The 17,015-nt window shown below is 44.3% G+C and carries 20 protein-coding genes; 1 reads left to right on the top strand and 19 read right to left on the bottom strand.

Annotated elements, in window-relative coordinates:
- Window positions 1-45: 45 nt before the first annotated feature.
- From QKW49_RS02980 to QKW49_RS03020, 9 genes are all read right to left on the bottom strand, one after another.
- Complete coding sequence (locus QKW49_RS02980) at window positions 46-1,269, bottom strand: MFS transporter (RefSeq protein ID WP_282866105.1); 1,224 nt, start codon at window positions 1,267-1,269, stop codon at window positions 46-48.
- A gap of 88 nt (window positions 1,270-1,357) precedes the next feature.
- Window positions 1,358-2,008, bottom strand: a complete 651-nt coding sequence (locus tag QKW49_RS02985) for a TetR/AcrR family transcriptional regulator (protein ID WP_282866106.1) — start codon at window positions 2,006-2,008, stop codon at window positions 1,358-1,360.
- 321 nt (window positions 2,009-2,329) lie between these two features.
- Window positions 2,330-3,034 carry a JAB domain-containing protein gene (locus QKW49_RS02990; RefSeq protein WP_282866107.1) on the bottom strand — a complete coding sequence of 235 codons (705 nt, stop codon included), beginning with the start codon at window positions 3,032-3,034 and terminating at the stop codon, window positions 2,330-2,332.
- 1 nt (window position 3,035) lies between these two features.
- The gene (locus QKW49_RS02995; protein WP_282866109.1) at window positions 3,036-3,272 is read right to left on the bottom strand and encodes a hypothetical protein; all 237 of its coding nucleotides are present in this window, start codon (window positions 3,270-3,272) and stop codon (window positions 3,036-3,038) included.
- An 84-nt stretch (window positions 3,273-3,356) separates the two neighbouring features.
- Window positions 3,357-5,003, bottom strand: coding sequence for a hypothetical protein (locus tag QKW49_RS03000; RefSeq protein WP_282866110.1), 1,647 nt, complete (start codon window positions 5,001-5,003; stop codon window positions 3,357-3,359).
- 31 nt (window positions 5,004-5,034) lie between these two features.
- Complete coding sequence (locus tag QKW49_RS03005) at window positions 5,035-5,439, bottom strand: DUF6075 family protein (RefSeq protein ID WP_282866111.1); 405 nt, start codon at window positions 5,437-5,439, stop codon at window positions 5,035-5,037.
- Between the two features lie 73 nt (window positions 5,440-5,512).
- Window positions 5,513-7,849, bottom strand: a complete 2,337-nt coding sequence (locus tag QKW49_RS03010; protein ID WP_282866112.1) for a VirB4-like conjugal transfer ATPase, CD1110 family — start codon at window positions 7,847-7,849, stop codon at window positions 5,513-5,515.
- Complete coding sequence (locus QKW49_RS03015; RefSeq protein WP_282866113.1) at window positions 7,842-8,207, bottom strand: PrgI family protein; 366 nt, start codon at window positions 8,205-8,207, stop codon at window positions 7,842-7,844. Before QKW49_RS03015 ends, QKW49_RS03010 begins: the two co-directional genes overlap by 8 nt.
- A gap of 60 nt (window positions 8,208-8,267) precedes the next feature.
- The gene (locus QKW49_RS03020; RefSeq protein ID WP_282866114.1) at window positions 8,268-8,465 is read right to left on the bottom strand and encodes a hypothetical protein; all 198 of its coding nucleotides are present in this window, start codon (window positions 8,463-8,465) and stop codon (window positions 8,268-8,270) included.
- Window positions 8,466-8,554: 89 nt separating this feature from the next.
- Between QKW49_RS03020 and QKW49_RS03025 the strand changes: the two genes are divergently transcribed.
- Window positions 8,555-8,818, top strand: a complete 264-nt coding sequence (locus QKW49_RS03025) for a hypothetical protein (RefSeq protein ID WP_282866115.1) — start codon at window positions 8,555-8,557, stop codon at window positions 8,816-8,818.
- A 13-nt stretch (window positions 8,819-8,831) separates the two neighbouring features.
- On the opposite strand, the gene QKW49_RS03030 is transcribed toward QKW49_RS03025, so the two are convergent.
- From QKW49_RS03030 to QKW49_RS03075, 10 genes are all read right to left on the bottom strand, one after another.
- Window positions 8,832-9,671, bottom strand: a complete 840-nt coding sequence (locus QKW49_RS03030; RefSeq protein WP_282866116.1) for a hypothetical protein — start codon at window positions 9,669-9,671, stop codon at window positions 8,832-8,834.
- Between the two features lie 78 nt (window positions 9,672-9,749).
- Window positions 9,750-10,055 (bottom strand): TrbC/VirB2 family protein, encoded by a 306-nt coding sequence (locus QKW49_RS03035; RefSeq protein WP_349239067.1) that lies wholly within the window; start codon window positions 10,053-10,055, stop codon window positions 9,750-9,752.
- 27 nt (window positions 10,056-10,082) lie between these two features.
- The gene (locus tag QKW49_RS03040) at window positions 10,083-11,846 is read right to left on the bottom strand and encodes a VirD4-like conjugal transfer protein, CD1115 family (protein WP_282866117.1); all 1,764 of its coding nucleotides are present in this window, start codon (window positions 11,844-11,846) and stop codon (window positions 10,083-10,085) included.
- On the bottom strand, window positions 11,833-12,018 hold the full coding sequence (locus tag QKW49_RS03045; RefSeq protein ID WP_282866118.1) for a hypothetical protein: 186 nt from the start codon (window positions 12,016-12,018) through the stop codon (window positions 11,833-11,835). Before QKW49_RS03045 ends, QKW49_RS03040 begins: the two co-directional genes overlap by 14 nt.
- A 12-nt stretch (window positions 12,019-12,030) precedes the next feature.
- The gene (locus QKW49_RS03050; protein WP_282866119.1) at window positions 12,031-12,930 is read right to left on the bottom strand and encodes a hypothetical protein; all 900 of its coding nucleotides are present in this window, start codon (window positions 12,928-12,930) and stop codon (window positions 12,031-12,033) included.
- A 5-nt stretch (window positions 12,931-12,935) separates the two neighbouring features.
- Window positions 12,936-13,754 carry a PcfB family protein gene (locus QKW49_RS03055; protein WP_282866120.1) on the bottom strand — a complete coding sequence of 273 codons (819 nt, stop codon included), beginning with the start codon at window positions 13,752-13,754 and terminating at the stop codon, window positions 12,936-12,938.
- On the bottom strand, window positions 13,705-15,096 hold the full coding sequence (locus tag QKW49_RS03060; RefSeq protein ID WP_282866121.1) for a relaxase/mobilization nuclease domain-containing protein: 1,392 nt from the start codon (window positions 15,094-15,096) through the stop codon (window positions 13,705-13,707). The genes QKW49_RS03055 and QKW49_RS03060 overlap by 50 nt, the downstream gene beginning before the upstream one ends.
- Entirely contained in the window at window positions 15,056-15,427 is a 372-nt protein-coding gene (gene mobC / locus QKW49_RS03065; RefSeq protein WP_282866122.1) for a plasmid mobilization relaxosome protein MobC, read from the bottom strand. The genes QKW49_RS03060 and mobC overlap by 41 nt, the downstream gene beginning before the upstream one ends.
- Before the next feature lie 164 nt (window positions 15,428-15,591).
- Window positions 15,592-15,864 carry a DpnD/PcfM family protein gene (locus QKW49_RS03070; RefSeq protein WP_282866123.1) on the bottom strand — a complete coding sequence of 91 codons (273 nt, stop codon included), beginning with the start codon at window positions 15,862-15,864 and terminating at the stop codon, window positions 15,592-15,594.
- A 101-nt stretch (window positions 15,865-15,965) separates the two neighbouring features.
- On the bottom strand, window positions 15,966-16,712 hold the full coding sequence (locus QKW49_RS03075; RefSeq protein WP_282866124.1) for a restriction endonuclease: 747 nt from the start codon (window positions 16,710-16,712) through the stop codon (window positions 15,966-15,968).
- Window positions 16,713-17,015 lie beyond the last annotated feature (303 nt).

Below are 17,015 nucleotides of genomic sequence, written 5' to 3' on the forward strand. Positions count from 1 at the left end.
CTTCATTTGTGTGGACTACTCATAATCGTAATAAATTTATAAATATCACATCACTCTTTTGAATTTTGTAAGAAAAATACTCATACCTGTAATTATAAAAAAAGCAACACCGGTAATAAAAAACCACGAGGCCACTCCGTTTATTTCCGCTACTGCCCCGGCAATTAAAAGCCCCAGCGGCATTGTAGCTGACATCAAACTGCTCATCACTGAAAATGCACGTCCATGAGCTTCCTTCGGTATAGTTTCCTGCATATAGGCAATATACGGAATGTTGTATAGATTACCGCTTGCACCCATGAGCGTACACAATACAGCATATATCCAAAATGCTGTATTGCTTTGCGGAAGGATACCGCTGAAAAAAGATGTTAACCCCAACCCCAGAAGACCTATATGCACCACAAACAGCTTATTCTTTATAGTTCCATATGTTCCCACCAAAATGGAACACATCATCATCCCTCCTGCATACCCAAATTGGACGATACCTGCATGCCATGCAGATGCATGAAAATATTCGCTTGTCATAAGAGGAAAGAATGATGAAAGCGGCATATAGAAAATCATACCGATTGCAGCCGCAAGTGTAACAATCAAAAGTTTTTTATCTTGAAGAAATATATCAAATCCTTCCTTCATTTCTTTCGTAAAATTCTGAGCTTGATATTGCTCTCGCTTAAGTTCGGGAATCTTAATGATCCCAATAGATATGCTAGCCACAAGTGCACCGACCAAATCAGATAATAATATTACCGGCAGAGGTAAAACTGCATACATTGCTGCTCCCAAAACCGGTCCCAGCATTAACGCTCCCGACTGCATAAACTGAATCCATCCATTGGCACGAATAAGGCCATGCTTTGGAACAAGCATTGGTATCACTGACTGAATAGCCGGAGTATAAAATACATTTGCTATTGCACGAATACCAAGAACAACGCAAGCAGACCAATACGGTGGATTGCCAAAAAGAAAAAATACCGCATAAACTGTAGCTACCACTCCAATAAATAAATCCGCATAAATAATAACTGCTTTTCGTTTTAAGCGATCTATCCATACACCAACAAATGGTCCTAGAAAAAATTGAGGTAAAAATGCCATTAACCCTGATAATGCCATCATTAAAGGTGATGATGTCTTACTTGCAATCCACCATATCAGTGAAAACTGTACTGCGTAACTGCCTATTTCGGAGATAGCCTCCCCTATAAAAATAATCAAAAAACTCTTTTCCCATTTCTCCTCAAAAATTCTTTTATTCATTTTTAAAATCCCTTCACTTAATTTTTAATACCGACGTTTGGTATGTATATCTTTTTTAAAAAAGCTATTCTAAATTAACATTGAATAGCTATTTCTTATCCTGTGAAAGTAAGTATAATTCGTCTAATGATTGAAGTATTTCTTTTGAAAAAATAGGAACTCCTATTTCATCTAGAACATTTTTCATAAAAGTAACTATATTTTTCATTTCATCCGATGACCATGAATACATCCATGGATTTATCCAGACATTAAAAAACAATAATATCATTTGCGATAACTCACGGGGCTGTGTCGTTTTTATTGAGCCATCATTAATGCCCTCTTCAATTACGCCGGTTAAAAGCTCAGATGCCGAGCCCAAAGTATCACGCATATGAAGTGCTAATAATTGTGGGTTTTTAAGAAAAGGCGGCATTGTCTTATCAATAGCTTCATGCTGAGCCGCAGATATGGAAAATAAGAGCATCTTACGGAGCTTATCAATCCCAGTTAAACTACTGTCAACAACAATTGTTGTTATATCTCCAATTCCTTGTTCCGCCATTCTTTTATTTACTGCATCCATTATTTCTTCTTTAGATTTAAAATGGTGATAAATAGCCCCTTTACTCAAGTCTCCCAATTCATCAATTATGTCCTGTATAGTTGTATGCTCATATCCTTTTGACATAAATAATTTCATTGATGTATCAAGGATACGATTTACTGTTATTTCAGGATACTTATTACGTGCCATGCTATACCTCATTTCTATTATACATACCATTAGTATGTATAATATCAGATCTCCCTTTTTTTGTCAAGACTATGACAAGAGTAGTTTTACTGATCTCCATCTATACACAATAATAAGTCTTTGTTTACTCCATGGTGAAGCCTTTTAATATGTCTACCTATCTAAACATCCACTGCCAACGAGTTTATAAAAAATCATTCACAAAAAAGGCATATAATCATGACAAACCTCGTTGTTGATAAGATAACGGGGTCTAACCTGTAAAACCCACATTTCATTTTTTAATGCCACTTTTCTCTTGTTAATTATTTGATGAAACATTTAACGCGAATGTGTATGTTTAAATCCATTCCGCTTTTCTTCCACAGTTATTGAGCCTAATGCAATCTCTTCATAATTTGCCGTACCCTTGCATTGATGCGGAAGTATCCCTGTTTCTGCCATGGAAGAATAGCTTGCGCCGCTCACAATTATGTGATCTAGTATTTTAATTTCTAAGGGATGAAAAATATCAACGATCCTCTGTGTCAGCGCCTTATCTTCCGGAGAAAAATTTTTGGAGCCTCCGGGATGGTTATGGGCTAAAATCATTGCATTACAATCACAGGCAAGAGCATATTTCAATATTTCTCTTGGATATACTGCTGTTTGTCCGATACTTCCTTCCGACATGGTTTTTGCTTCGATTATATTATTGCCGCTGTCTAAAAAAGCCACCATAAACCTTTCTTTATCCTTCATCCCCCCCAAAAGGGCTAAGAAATACTGACCTGATAAGGTTGATGAATTAAGCACTACCTTTTCATTGCTCTCATAGATTTTCAAAATGTTGTACGAGGCAATAAACTCATTGAGCAATCCTATCTTTTCAATCTGCTTTTCATTTGGTTCCATGATATGAGGATGCTCCAGGATATTAAAGGGGTTATTTTCTTTTACATACCGCTGAACTTTTTTATAGGACAGTCCTGTTAAGGTTGTCAGCCCTTTTAAAAAATTATCAGTATGCCGTATATCTTGCTTCATGTCATACCTGCCCCCTTTTTCTTTCAACTAAATCAATAATGGATTTAATTCTATTCAGTTTCTCGAAAATTTGAGGAGGTAAGTCCAATGATTCAAGGTGCAGAAAAAAACTTTTAATCCCCATCCTTTGAAAGCACTTATGGATTTTTTCTTTTTCATCGGCATCCAGATCAAGCAACTCAGTCAGTAAATCCACGCACTTTATATACTCCACGTCTCTTAATTTTTCTAAATTCATCCATCCTTCCACCTTTCGTATGGTTCATTTATTTTCTTCACGGTATATTCCTTTTGATTTTCTGCAGGTACAGGCTAATATACCTTAACTGCCGATCAGCCGCATAAATAATTCCCGGTATTTATCCTGCATTAATTCGTTCAGCATTTCTACCTGTTCAACATTGAAATCGTATTCGTCAATCATATCCGTATAGGATTTTGAGTCTAAACTGATATGCAGTATAATCTCGGTGGTGGTAACCGTTTCCTGTGTTTCATTACCGCCCTCATCGGTAGATGTTACCGTTTCTACATGCTCAATAGTTTCTATCCAATAGTCGATTATGTTCATATCCCAGAAGACATCTCGTAGAATTCCCACCTTTATATTGTCAAGAGTGGCAACCTCCATACCATTTTCCGGGTCGGTTGCCACCTTGACTGCATAGACCGCTAGGATATCCCGCCAATTGCCTATTATGCTGATGCTGTCGGACATCTCCAGCGTGTCATGGGGATTTTCATCCTGTATTTGATCTAGTTCTACCGTGAATTCCTCATTTAGCTGTTGAACTACCTCCGTCATGACAGGAGTGTTTTCTCCTGAGCTTTCATTGGAATAGAAAATCCCAAACACAGAGCTTGTAAAAAGTCCCGCAAGGCATATCACAAGAATAATAATAAATGCTATCCATCCACCGGTGGTAATCAGGGCAACCAAACCCTTTGCTGCCGCGATAATTGCTTTGATAGAGGCCATTACCGCTTTCAATGTCACCTTTGCAGAAACCGTCGCCGCTCTTGCTGCCATCCTTGTTGCCTGTGCTGCTCTTTGAGCAGTCTGTACAGTATGTGCAGCGGTTTTTGCCGCTGCCTTGGAGGTTTTTGTGGCAACTTTTGCAGTATGTTCGGCTGTTTTTACCGACTTTTGGGTCGTTTTTATCGTACCCTTAACAGATTTCTTTAGGTTTTTGCCACCGGTTTTGGCAAACTGCTTTATGGCTCGGCCTGTTTCTCCGTATTCACGGAAGGTCTGTGATGCTGCTCTCTTGACCGGTTGAAAGAAGGAGTGTTGGGAATTTATTTGCTTGGATACTTGTTGTGATTGTATTGAACTGAAATTTTGACTTACCGTCCGAATTTCACCAGCTTGGGAAAGCTGCTGTTTCGCTCTGCTTTGAACAAACCTGCGTTTTGCCAATTCGCTTGGTTTGGATAGAGTAAATTTCCGTTTTGAGGTTTGTTTCATTGTGGTTTTCTTCGCTGTGGATTGGATAACATTATGTTTTGCTGTTGGCTCTGATATGGGTTGAGAAACGCTTTTCTTCCCTGTTTCTTTGGTTTTGAAGGGGGAGGCATTCCGCTTTGCTGCCTGTTTTGTTTCAGTTGGAACGCCATTTTGGTACACGGATTCCTTTGCTTCATTATCGGGAGCCTGCCGTGAATCCTCTCCGTTAGGTAAATCCGAATGCGATGCATTTGTATCCGGTGCGCGGCGTTCCTTTATTTTTTGAACTGTTTTTTTGCCATGATTCCCCACAGCATATCCGGCTTTTCGGGCAACAGTTTCCATACTTTCCTGGATGCTGCTTTCGGCTTCATCCACATAGTTATCGTCCTTGTTATGTCCAAGACGTTCAGCCTTATCCTTGGTGCGGATATAGGCTTTTTTCATCCTGTGGGAAACATCTATTGTTTTATCCAGCACTTTAATGTCTTTTATGGTGTATTTAGTTTTGATTTCTTTCAACGCGCGCACCTCCTTTTCATAATTTGTTGATTTACCGTTCTATCACAGATATATGGATGGTACGTCCTACGTTCCGGCAGTATTCAGGATAGCGCAACCGGATGGCTTCAAAAAAGTAGGGCGCAAAATCGCAGTCGAATAACTCATAGGGGGAGGAACGGTTTTCATTACCCTCCTCCGTAAAGCCGTTCCAGAGATTAAAGGCTAAACGGCACAAACGGTGGGTACCGCCGGTCTGCCACGGAGCTGACAGGCCGTCCGGATTAATTCCATCGTTTTTAAAATCAAAAAGGGTGTCTATATTGCGTCTTGTTTCCGCACAAATTCCCATTGTATAGAAAAACGCCCGGTGATAAGGGTCAAAATTGTGGGTTTTAAGAAGCATTTGACAATAAAAATCCTTATGCTCCTTGCTTGAAAAACGGATATTTTCCATTGTGTTTTCCTCCTTCAAATAAATAAACGGCTGACCGTAAATATGGACAGTCGTTTAAGGCTTGTATGGTTTATCATATTGCCGCCTGCTCTCCCGGCTTGGTGGTCATCAAGCTATAGAGCTTGGTGTTATGCGGAAATTGGTCCTTGAAAGGCACAAGGGAACTGCCCACCTTAATGAGTCCGTTACCGGCATCCACGTTTGTGATGTAGGAAAGCTGAAGGTCGGAAATATTTATTAGCCTTGCAAGCTCCATTCTGTCCGTAGAAGCCTGATTGAGCATGACAATAAACTCACTGTTGGCCAGCATGGTCCGTGCCGTATGGCTCTGCAAAAGATCGTCTACATTCTGCGTGATGCCCGTGCAAAAAGCGCCGTACTTCCTAACACGCTTCCAGAGTGTGAACAGGAAATTGGCGCTGTACTCATGCTGAAACAGCAGATAAATCTCATCAATGATGATAAAGGTGTTCTTTCCTCTTGCCCGGTTTTGCGTGATACGGTTTAGTATGCTGTCCAGCACCACCAGCATGCCGATGGGAAGGAGCTGTTTTCCTAAATCAAGAATGTCATAGCAGATCAGGCGGTTGTTCACATCCACGTTGGTGTGTTTGGCAAAGGTGTTCAGGCTGCCGCTGGTAAACAATTCTATGGCAAGGGCAATCTCCTGGGACTCAGGCTCGTCCTGCTTTAAAAGCTCCCCATGAAAGTCCTGCAAGGTGGGCGGTGTTCCCTTGAAATTGTTTTGAAGATATTTCCGGTAGACACTTGCCGTACAGCGATCAATCAAGGATTTTTGTTTCGCGCCCAGGTTTTGTCCGCCTATGAGCTGCTCGCACAGGGACAGTACAAATTCAGATTTTAGGATAACAGGGTTTGCACCATCACCATAATCCTTGTTCATGTCCATTGCGTTGATATGATTAGGAGAGGTCGCAGAAATGTGAATGATCTCACCGCCCATCGCTTTGACAAGGGAGGAATACTCCCTTTCGGGGTCGATTAATATAATGTCGTCGTCACTGGCAAGCATCTGATTAACGATTTCCCTCTTGGCGGTAAAGCTCTTGCCGGAACCGGACACCCCCAGAATGAAGCTGTTGCCGTTTAACAAATGCTTACGGTTGGCAATAATCATGTTCTTGCTGATAACATTCTGGCCGTAATAGATGCCGCCGCTATGAGCAATCTCCTGTGCCCTGAATGGAATAAAGACTGCCGTGCTCTCAGTGGTCAGTGTCCGTATGGCGTCGATTTTCCGCAAGCCGTAGGGTAGCACTGTGTTCAGGCCATCCATCTGCTGATAGGTCAGGGCGGAGAACTGGCACAGGTGCTTCCGTGCCGTGGTCAACAGAGTTTCGGTATCACTGTCAAGCTGCTCTTTGCTGTCTGCAACGTGTATCATCGTCAGTACGGCAAACATCATCCGCTGGTCACGGGTGGTCAGGTCATCGAGGAACTCCTTGCTTTCCTTGCGCTGCTGCTCCATGTCATAGGGCACCACGGCGGAAAAGTTATTGCTTTGGTTCTGCCTGCGCTGCCAGTTGGTGATATTGGTTTCCACACCCAGCAGCCGGTTCTCCACCTCCCGCACAGCTTCGTCGGTGGGGATGGGGATAATGTCCAGCGACAACATCATATTCCGGTTTAAATCGCACAATTCGGATACCATACTGTCCTTGATGTAGCTGGCATACTCACGCAGGAAGATGACACGCCCGAATTTGCTGCCCATGCGAAAGTGGTCTTTTTCAAACTCAAAGGTGTCGGGGCAGATATAATCTTTAAAATCGTGCCCTTTTCTCATGGTTTCGGACAGGTCAAAACGAAAATCCGTTTCCTCACCGGAACGGAAGAAGTCGTGCAGGATTCTAAGCCGGTCAATGGCATCCAGCTCCACACATCTGGAGCCCAGATGTGAAAAATGGGTAATCAGGTCGGTGCCGATGCGGGAAAAATAATTCCTCGCTTCCTCAATGTTCTTTTTCATTACAGAGACTGTCACATATTTATCCTGCACAATGCTGTTTGCGCCGGTGCCCTTATCCATGAGCATCTGATTGTATTCCCTGCGGTACTCGTCCAACCGGTCGTTTCTTAAAGGAATCAGAATGGAGTTTTCAAAGTCTGTTTTGTTCAAACGCCGGTTATTGATGGTGATTTTAGTGGTGGCTCCGCTGTCAAAGGAATTTAAAAGCTCCGAATAGGATAAAAACATAGCTTCCTTATCCTCCTTGGAGGCTACTGCATAATTGATGTCTTCAAAGCGAAAGGATATGGAAAATTTGTTGCCAACACGAAAAATCCCATCCGGCCAGATGGCGCGTATGGGGATAGCTTGCTGGACGCCTTTGGGGACTATAAATTTCTCCTTATCCTGCTTCATAATTTTTTGCAGAGTCTTAATCATGGCTTTTGTATTCCTCCTTCTCGTGTTTCTCGATGCTCGGCTTCAATGCTTCGTAATACACGTTGGTAGGATAAAAGGTCAGCTCTTTAGGTATGAGAAACTCCGATTTGATATACGCCCATAAAAACTGCTCCGCAGTCATGCCGTGGTATTTGATAAAGCCCAGGGCAGCAAAGGGGGCTGCACCCAAAACGCACATCCAGCTCACAGTTTCAGTTCCGAAGTAGTCCCGTAAACCGAAATAGAAGCCCACGGCAATCCCTACGGCCAGGACAGAAAAAATGAACTGCCGCATGGACAGTCCAAAAAACATACTTTCCGTATAATCCCGGATTTCCCGGTTGATTTTAACTTCCAATTATAATCACCTCCAAATAAAAAAAACTCCGTGCAATGAAGCTTTGTGGGGTTGTTTGTCTTATCGTTCCTGTCGGTTCTTCTTTCGCCGTTCCTTTTCCCTTTGTATCCTCACTACCAATTCGTCAACCTTACGGTTCTGCTCCATAAAAGCCTCATGCTGATTAAGTGGGATACCATTTTTCAAGGCTTCATCGGCAAGCTTGTTGAGCTTTTCTTTCTCTTTTTCTAGTTGCTTATTGTAATGATCCGATTTCATGCAAAACCTCCTTTTGATTTATCACTGTGATATCCTTCCATTTTCTTTTTCCATGGGTGATAATGGAATTAGGAAAGGAGGGTTTATTTATGATGTACATATCCATTTTCATATTTTTATTAATGCTTCTGTTAAACTCCATGTTTAAAATCGCATCTTTCTTACGGCTTGGGATACCACTGCTCTATGCTCTTTTTGTCTCCATTCTTTTTCCGGACTTTGTGCAGGAGCATGAAATACTGGCGACAGCAATCTTTTTAGCTATGCTTGGTCTTGTCATACTGAGTTGGGTGGTGACCATACGCAAAAAAATACTGCGCAAGCGGGAACAGAGACAATATGAACAAATATAAACGGCTGATATCATTACAACCCCATCATCTCCCGTACCACCCGGTCGGCCATCTTGACGGCACCGACCAGCACCAGCATATTGAAAATTAGTTCTCCTACATAGCTCCACACCATTGTAACGGCGCTGGCGCCGGTATCCACTACCGGTGGTGACACTGCAAAGACGGAAAAAATAACACAGGCAAGGACAATGATCGCCCCTTCCAGACAGACGGCGGCATAGCTTTTCAGGAAAGATATGCCGATGCTCTGGCTCGGTTCTCCAGCAAAGGAGGCCATAGGTACGGGGGCAATTGCTGTGTATAAATATAACTTAAAAAACCGCCCGTACACCGACAGAATCATAATGAAGGACAGCACCGTAATAAACAGACCACCGATCAGCGTCACCGCCCACAGCGGTATGCTCTGCAAGAAGCTGCAATCCTCGACAGCCTGCACAATTGTGTCCGGCAGTACAGTTGGATTGGTAGTAGTAAAGCCCGCGTTGGTCATAATGGTAGAGATTATGCCCTGCACAATGTTGAACAGTGCCATCATCAAGTCCAGCCCATAAGTCACCACGCCTTTGGCTAGGGCAAAGCGGATGAACAGCTTCAAAGCGTGTTCGGGCTTTTTGACTTCCGCGAAGCTGCCGCAGGTTTTAACCACACCGATTACGAAGAACAGTACCAGCAGAGCAAGGCCGATGGCCTGCAATGCATCGTGGATATTCACAATAACATTCCAAATACCGCCGCCTTTAAATTCTGTGGGAGATTGGGCCACAAGCTGCCAGATTTCCGCCAGCTTTTCATTCCATGTCTTCAGGGCGTTATTCAAATTGTCGATTACCCAGTTGCCGCTTGACATAACAAAACCACCTCCTTGAAAAAATTTGGGGAACAGGCTTTTACCGGCCGGTTCCCCTTATATTTGAGGCGCTTCATTTCAGCCTGTAATGAGATTTAAAATCTCTTTGGCAAAGGTAATGATGACACCGCCAGCCAGAGTTAGAAACCCATTTGCTCTCTGAGATGGGTCGTGGGATTTGAGGGAAAGGCCGATCTGCACGATCCCAAAGCCAAGTAAGATCATTCCAATAGCGCGGATCAGTCCGAATATGAAGTCGGACAGATTGTTTACCACTTCAATCGGGTCATTTGCAGCATAAGCCGGTACGGTAAAAAGGGCAGTCATTAGTACCAGTGCGCAGTATAGGGTAAAAACCGTTTTTGTTCTTTTGGACATTTTCATAAAATCATACCTCCATGTAAATTTTTTTCAGGATTGCAATAGGATTTCGAGTTCTTCCTCGGAGAGAAGCTCGTAATCGCCGCTTTCGTTTAAGGTTATAGCTTTCCAATCCAGGGCGTTTTCCGTGCCTCCGTGACGGAAAGCTTCGCTGTTGCCGTCGACGGTCAGTTTGAGGTTAGGGTGTTTTAAAATATCGTACTTATCGTCCATCACCGCCCGTTCTCCCCGGACGAACAACAGGGCATAGCGGTTGTCCAGCATTCGCACTTCATCAGGAGTCAGAAGCTCACGGCCCGACAATTGATAATTGGTGGAATAGCTGCCGTTTCTGCCCTTACTCTGCCCGTAGGAATTGGTGTCAATAGTTTCCTTGCCCAAAAGCTCGGATACATACTTATGGGTGCTTTGCTCGTTGCCGCCCAGATATAAAAACTCGTCACAGTTACCCACGATGGACTCCCAGGTATCCTTGAACAAGGCTTTTAGCTGCGCCAGGTTTTGCAGGATAATGGAAACCGATATTTCACGGGACCGCATGGTGGAAAGCAGCTTGTCAAATTCATCCGGCAGGGCGACATTGGAAAACTCGTCCATGACAAAATGGACATGAATAGGGAGCCGTCCGTCGTACCTATGGTCGGCAAGAAAGTAGAGCTGTTGGAATAGCTGTGTATAAAGCATACCGACAATGAAATTAAAGGATGAATCGTTGTCCGGTATGACGGCAAAAAGTGCCGTTTTCTTTTCTCCGATGTAGGCCAGATCCAGTTCGTCCGTGGTGGTAATTCCGGCTATGGAAGCCAAGTTAAATTTCTCCAGCCGCACCCCCAAGCTGATAAGAATACTTTTTGCCGTCTTGCCTGCCGCCAGCTTAAAGATGTTATACTGTTTGACTGCCAGATGTTCCGGCTCCCGCATTTCCAGCCGTTCGAACAGTTCATCCAAAGGACTTTGATAGGTTTCGTCATCCTCCCGGACTTCGGCAGCGGCAATCATTTCCATGACCATCGGGAAGTTTTGTTCCTCCGGCGGGGCTTCGTAAAGCAGGTACAGGATTAATGCTTCCAGCAGTGCCGTTTCCGAACGCTCCCAAAAAGGGTCGTTGGTATTGCTGCCTTTGGGTGTGGTATTTCTAATCAGGTTAGTCACCAGCTTCAACACGTCCTTGTCGTCCTGCAAGTAGGAAAATGGGTTGTAGCAATGGGACAGATGCATGTTGATTAAATCCAGCACCTTGATTTCATAGTCCTTGGCTTTGAGCAGGTTTCCCGTGTCCCGCAGGATCTCCCCCTTGGGGTCAAGCACAACAAAAGAGGTGTTGGCTTGCATGATGTTGGGCTTGGCGTAAAACCTCGTCTTACCGGAACCGGAGCCGCCCACCACCAGCACATTCAGATTCCGTCTGTGCTTTCTTCCGTCCAGGCCGATACGGACGTTCTGGGTCAGGATTTTATTCCGGCAGTGGGTCTTATCCCTGTATTTTTTATTGACAGCCGCCGCGCCGCCCCAGCGGGCGCTGCCGTGTTCCTCCCTTCGCCGGTAATTGCGTTTAGTGGAAAGGTAAATCCCGATACCCATCCCATAAGCGGTGATAAAAAGCAGGATGCACTTTAATGAATCGTCCACCCACTGGATGTGAAAGGGATTATCCATTGCAGCCGTTAGGTTGGCAAGAATTTCGGGAAGTCCTCCCGACAAGGAAGGGGCAGTAAGCAAAGCCGCCCATACCACCGGAACTAAAAAAACCGCAAAGAGTATCAGGTTACTCCTTGCGGTTTCAGCGCGTTTCATGATTTCTTCTTTTTACTTTTTTTGTTGGGGCGTCGATGGTTTTGAGAAGCAGTTCATCCACCGCGTCGGTGGGCCGTTCTTCTTTAATCAGGTCGTTGCGCATTTCGTTTAAAGCGTTTACCACAACACCGTATTCGTAATCGTTCAGGGTAAGCATCCTTTCTTCTTTCATGGGCAATTCCTCCTAACGCTCCGGCTCCTGCCGTTTTTGCTGTCTTTGCTGCGCCAGCACTCGGTTCATCCTGCCTGAAATTTCACAATCGGCATCACGGATGACAGAGAGCTCGGCCCGGATTTCCTGGGTATCCATGCCCTCCAGCATTTCGGGGGCACGGTCAAAGCGATAACCGTCCGTATTCACACCATACTGCTTGCAGAGCATGTATGATGTACAGTAGGCATGAAACGCATGGTCAGAACGATTGTAGCTTCCGTTTCCCATATCCATTTCCACATGGGCAAGCTCCTGTGAAAGGGCGCGGAAAATATCGCCCGCGTCCATGCCCTTACGGATTAGAATATCCCTTGCTTCCGGCTGGTATATGGCGTTTGTGCCTTCCGGCAGGGAATCGCTGATACGAATAGGAACAGGTGAATGGGTCGTTAATGCCTTAATACGGGTACGGTCGTCGGGATAGGATGGGGTCTCCCGTTTGCGGCCGTTTCCGGTCTGGGTAATATCAAACATTTTTTTAGGGTTATAGCTGATGCCGGTGGTGCCGTCTTCACGCTGATATTCCTCGCCCGGCTCCAGGATATAGAAGCCGCTTTCTTTCCTGCCTATATAGGTACCTTGCTCCTTCCAGGTGCCAAAATCCGCTATACGTGTTGCGTCCGGCCGCTGCGCAAGGATTAACAGGGCATTGGCCACGCTGTAGCGGTCAAAACGGCTTTGTACATCCAGATAGCTCTGAAATTTTGTGCCATCCTTAGCGACGGCTTCAGCTGTATCGTCAATCATGGCGTAAACCGTTTCCCGCTGTTCCTGCTTCTGCTGCTTCCATGCTTCCTTATCAAAGGGCTGGTCGTTTGAGGAAGGAGGTTGCGCATTTTCTTGTTTGAACAAATCATCGAAATTACTCATAAAGCTTACCTCGCTTTCGATTTTGGTTTTTTGGATTTCATTTGCTGCCTGTTGGATTTGACATTCTGTTTTGCGGCCTTTGGCTGTTCTCTGGCAGGCTCGCGCTTGGGCTGTGCCGTCTGCTCCTTTTGAGCGGCCTTGATTTCCCACAATTCTTCGCGGACGGATCTTCTTGGCGGCTCAATAGTACCCTCGGCGGCTTTCCCGCTGCGCTCTGAGATAGGCTCGGACGGATGGGATTTCTCCGTCGTCGCCGTGGTGGGGTTTGGGTTGTCGGGCTGCTCCTTTACCGGCTCCGGCTGTTCTGGCTTTGCCATGAGTTCATCCAGAAAATCATCCGTGCTTTTTTCGGCGGGTGCTCCTTTTTCGACAGGAGTTTTTTCATCGGTTGTCTTTTCCTCTTCCTTGGCAGCTCTGGATTTCTCAATTTCGCTCTTGATGCTTGCCGTATCTACAGTAGCCAGCTTGAAGCGTTCCACAATACGATTGATTTTGGATGCATCCTCTGCCCGCACCATAATGTCGCACATGCCGTCAGTATCATTTTTGTCACGGAGAGCACAATAGAGTACGCCGTAACGTTTTGCCTCCTGGGTGAATTTCTGTAAATCTTCGTTCTTGACTGCAAAGACTTTCAGTTCCTTACCACTGCGCAAAAGCCCCTCCAGACGGGTCTTACCTCTGGTCTTTTTCTGGTCTTTCAGCACAGCATAGAGATAGGTAGCCAGGTTTTTTGCTCCCTCACCGGAGATTTTAGCCAGCACCTCAATTCCTTTAAAACTCATATTTACGATTTGGTCCGCTGCGTCGGCTCCGTTGTTCATAAGTTTTTTCCTCCTTTCCATGTTGGATTTCTTCCTGTCTGACTTGAAGCAACTTCCGCTTCATTTCCTCGGAACGGGACAGGATGCCCGTACAGAGCTTCACCTCCTTGCGGAGCAGGGAAAGTTTTTTGGAAAGTCCGGCAATCTGCTCCTTATATGCCGTTACCTGCTCATCGTCCTTACAGCGACGTATCCGGTTGTAAAGGGCTTTGCGGTCCGCATACAGTCTGCTCATTTCCTGCTCTGCGGCTGACTGATATGTGAAAAGCTGCTCCTTGCTCGAAATATGGTGAGCACAAAGCAGCTTGGTTTGTGCGGTGATTTCCCCCAGGTGCCGGAGGTCCTCCCGCAATAAAAAATGCGTCCGTTTGCTGGACGCACGTTTTCGGGGCAGAATCCCCATCTTATATAAGTATTGGAAGTAAAGAGCTTGCAGTCCGGTTATTTTCTTCACTGTCTTGAAAGAACCTTTTAAGATATACCTTTTTCGTTTAGGTTCCGGGAGAATTTGCTCCCGCTTTGGGCTACGGTTTTGCAGAATGCGCTGCTTAATGGCTTCCTCAGTGTAATCGTCCCCCAAGGTTTTCAGCCGGACAAAACGCTCCTTGCCCGGCGGACGCACCGCCATGTATTTCACACCGGTTTTAACTTCATATCCCTGCTTGCGGAGAGTGGAGATAAACTGCGTGAAAGTCATGGAGGCGGCAATCATACTGTCAACATCCTCCCGGATCTGTCCCCGCCAGGTGGGCTTACCTTCCTTTTCGGCCTTCCATTCGGCATAATGCTTTGTCTTTCCCCTCTTTGGGTTTTCAATAACGGAAAGGCAGTATTCCCGGCACAGCCGATCGGAAGTCTGCCGCATGAGAGCGTAGGTGGCCTTATTGTCGTAATACCGCTTGCCGTCCATGAAGGACACGGAGTTCAGCACAAAATGATTATGAAGATGCTGCTTGTCACGGTGGGTGGAAACCACTACCTCAAAACGGTCGCCCCATAGCTCCTGGGCTAGCTTTACGCCTATGGCATGAGCGGTTTCAGGTGTTGCTTCTCCCGGTGCAAATGCTTGATAACCGTGAAAGGCAAGAATGCCGTCTGTTTTTTGAAACTGGAGCTTTATCCGGCTCATTTGTTCGCAGGTAGTGACCGGGTCGCAGTTGATTCCCGTTACATAAAATTGCCTTTCGGTTTTGGCATCCTGCTGTGTGTAGTCCAGCACCTTCTGCAAACCCTGAAAATCAGGACTGGAAAAATCAAGTTTCTCTGTTTTGTTGGGATTGGTGACATAATCAATTACCCGGTCAAGGCGGTCGGTTACATCCCATATTGCTGTTGTTGCCATAGCTTTCTCTCCTTTCCGGTGATGTGACTGCTTCTTGTATGTCTTGCACAACCCTTCTAAGTCGGTTTGCTTCATACTGAAAAACAGCTTTGTCAATATGCCCAATGGCATTGGCCTTAGCCGCAAGTTGATTTAAATTGTTTCCAATAGCGTGAAGCTCTCGCATCATAGAGAAGTAATCGAGAGGAGGCAGTTCCTTAGGTATATAGCCATTTATAAGTGAACGAATAAAAGCTTCCTGCGAAAGTCCGGTTTTCTTCACCTGAGTTTTCAATCGCTGAAATTCTCTAGTATTCATACGAAATGTCACTTTTATACTTCGTTTAAGCATATATAACCTCCTGTTCTTTTAAGGGTTTCAGGGATTATCCCTGACAAGCGAATAATGCTGGCATTATTCAGTGCTTGCTGCAACACAAGACATCGGTCTTGTGTTGTATATGGGGTTACGATTGTTCTCAAATACAACCGGCCGAAAAAAGAAAAAGCAGGAGATTAGCTGTCCTGCCCCCGATACTTTTGTGATTTGCTTCGAGCCACCATTTCTTTTCCCTTGCGATAAAAATCCACGCCGGTAAAATGCTCCACATCGAGAATATAGTCTGAGTTGCTGTATGTCTCGCGTACCATCGCTTCAGCCTGCTGCTCACTGTCGGCCTCAATTTCAATGGTCATGCAGAGCGTTTCCTTGATTCCAATCTGATTGGTTCTCATAGGGCGATTTTCCTTTCTTGATTTTGGGCAAAAGAAAAGGCGCTGATTTCTCAACACCTTAACTATAATAAATTTCAAGTTCTCACTGATAAATTGAAATTGTGAGTTTTGTGTTATAAACAATTATGCGAAGCTCAAAATAGCGGATTTGTAAGCTAATCATCAGCATATTCCATATACATTTTCATAGTCGATATAAACCTATCGGACTTATCAGGTTTGACGCTTAGTTTTTCCAATATCTCAAGGGCTTCCTGAAGCTTTTTGAATAACTCATTCAAATAAGTTTCTATATCCTGATATTGTTGCTGTATTGCAAAACGGTCTAATATTGAACCGTCATTTAGCAAGTCGGATTTTAAAATAAGCAGACACTGCTCTGTTGTAGTTAATGCGCTATTGCATGCATGTTGATAAAGTGGATATTCTTCGGCTGTTAACCCTTCGGTTCTATAAGTATATTCATCAGAAAAACTCATGACACGAGCTGCCATTACTTTTATTGCCCATAAGCGATTATCAATCCATTTGTCCATAATAATATTTAAAAAACTCTCCCATGTTTCAAGCTTGACATTTGAGAATGCCGCAGCTTCAATAGCCCCAGACTGATAACCATTTTTCGAAATAATTATACCTAATTCTGCACCACAATCATGTACAACTGTTCTAAACGCATGGATTTTTTCTTTAGTAACAGGAGTCTCCCAATATTTACATTCACATATTATGTGTTTTACTAATTCATATGGTGCTTCAACATAAACGTCAACTTCAACTTTTCCTCTTGCTGTATTCAGTTCATATGGCGTAGTTGCTTTATAGCCAGCAACAGCTAGATATTCTGCTGTTAGGTTTTGGAGTTCCTGCCAAGTTTGAGGTTGCTTATGTGTAAATTTCATATTCATCGCCTTTCTTAACTGTACCACAACATTTCTTTTGAACAAAGGTAAACATCAGACAAAGCGTTAATCGTTTTTATCTCATTCCATATTTTTATGTCCTCAGGCATGTCGTGAGCAGACGCTAAATCTCGGGATCTTTAGGGAAACGGTCTAAAAATAAAAGACTAATTAATAAAATAAAGAGAAGGTTGGGGTGTAAAAATCGATCTGTCCTGGTCATGTACGAAGTTGGATGTATGTACCTCTGCTTATAAACATAATGTGCGGTTCATATCGATGGATAAGTGGCCGAACCAATCC

The sequence above is a fragment of the Petroclostridium sp. X23 genome, assembly GCF_030013905.1.
Classification (GTDB): domain Bacteria; phylum Bacillota; class Clostridia; order SK-Y3; family SK-Y3; genus X23.

What these genes read in the sequence shown, in the direction of transcription:
- QKW49_RS03060 (WP_282866121.1), bottom strand. Translation starts at nt 15,096, where the DNA reads ATGGCAACAACAGCAATATGGGATGTAACCGACCGCCTTGACCGGGTA.
- QKW49_RS03045 (WP_282866118.1), bottom strand. Translation starts at nt 12,018, where the DNA reads ATGAAAGAAGAAAGGATGCTTACCCTGAACGATTACGAATACGGTGTT.
- mobC (WP_282866122.1), bottom strand. Translation starts at nt 15,427, where the DNA reads ATGCTTAAACGAAGTATAAAAGTGACATTTCGTATGAATACTAGAGAA.
- QKW49_RS03025 (WP_282866115.1), top strand. Translation starts at nt 8,555, where the DNA reads ATGATGTACATATCCATTTTCATATTTTTATTAATGCTTCTGTTAAAC.
- QKW49_RS03005 (WP_282866111.1), bottom strand. Translation starts at nt 5,439, where the DNA reads ATGGAAAATATCCGTTTTTCAAGCAAGGAGCATAAGGATTTTTATTGT.
- QKW49_RS02990 (WP_282866107.1), bottom strand. Translation starts at nt 3,034, where the DNA reads ATGAAGCAAGATATACGGCATACTGATAATTTTTTAAAAGGGCTGACA.
- QKW49_RS03035 (WP_349239067.1), bottom strand. Translation starts at nt 10,055, where the DNA reads ATGAAAATGTCCAAAAGAACAAAAACGGTTTTTACCCTATACTGCGCA.
- QKW49_RS03075 (WP_282866124.1), bottom strand. Translation starts at nt 16,712, where the DNA reads ATGAAATTTACACATAAGCAACCTCAAACTTGGCAGGAACTCCAAAAC.
- QKW49_RS02980 (WP_282866105.1), bottom strand. Translation starts at nt 1,269, where the DNA reads ATGAATAAAAGAATTTTTGAGGAGAAATGGGAAAAGAGTTTTTTGATT.
- QKW49_RS02995 (WP_282866109.1), bottom strand. Translation starts at nt 3,272, where the DNA reads ATGAATTTAGAAAAATTAAGAGACGTGGAGTATATAAAGTGCGTGGAT.
- QKW49_RS03050 (WP_282866119.1), bottom strand. Translation starts at nt 12,930, where the DNA reads ATGAGTAATTTCGATGATTTGTTCAAACAAGAAAATGCGCAACCTCCT.
- QKW49_RS03040 (WP_282866117.1), bottom strand. Translation starts at nt 11,846, where the DNA reads ATGAAACGCGCTGAAACCGCAAGGAGTAACCTGATACTCTTTGCGGTT.
- QKW49_RS03010 (WP_282866112.1), bottom strand. Translation starts at nt 7,849, where the DNA reads ATGATTAAGACTCTGCAAAAAATTATGAAGCAGGATAAGGAGAAATTT.
- QKW49_RS02985 (WP_282866106.1), bottom strand. Translation starts at nt 2,008, where the DNA reads ATGGCACGTAATAAGTATCCTGAAATAACAGTAAATCGTATCCTTGAT.
- QKW49_RS03020 (WP_282866114.1), bottom strand. Translation starts at nt 8,465, where the DNA reads ATGAAATCGGATCATTACAATAAGCAACTAGAAAAAGAGAAAGAAAAG.
- QKW49_RS03030 (WP_282866116.1), bottom strand. Translation starts at nt 9,671, where the DNA reads ATGTCAAGCGGCAACTGGGTAATCGACAATTTGAATAACGCCCTGAAG.
- QKW49_RS03055 (WP_282866120.1), bottom strand. Translation starts at nt 13,754, where the DNA reads ATGAACAACGGAGCCGACGCAGCGGACCAAATCGTAAATATGAGTTTT.